Genomic DNA, 236 nt, shown 5'->3' with positions numbered 1-236 from the left:
AGCAAGCTCCCTTGTGTTACCGCTCGACTTGCATGTGTTAGGCCTGCCGCCAGCGTTCAATCTGAGCCATGATCAAACTCTTCAATTAAAGTTTTTTTGAAACCCTCATCCTTATAAATAAGAACAAAGCTTTCGGCTCAATGAATTCTGATTTCATTTAAATGACTCGGAAGAATCACTTAACTGTTTGTACATATTACTATGAACACTCATCGTTGCATTGAGTTTAAATTTTT

The 236-nt window shown here is 37.3% G+C and carries 1 rRNA gene; it reads right to left on the bottom strand.

Annotated features, from left to right (window positions below):
- Positions 1 to 88 (bottom strand): 16S ribosomal RNA (locus H5202_RS23840); the annotation flags it as partial.
- Positions 89 to 236: the final 148 nt, after the last annotated feature.

The organism is Shewanella sp. SG41-4, from assembly GCF_014164505.1.
Taxonomy (GTDB): domain Bacteria; phylum Pseudomonadota; class Gammaproteobacteria; order Enterobacterales; family Shewanellaceae; genus Shewanella.
Note: the sequence above shows the minus strand (reverse complement) of the source record. Positions and strands in the feature narration are given on the sequence as shown.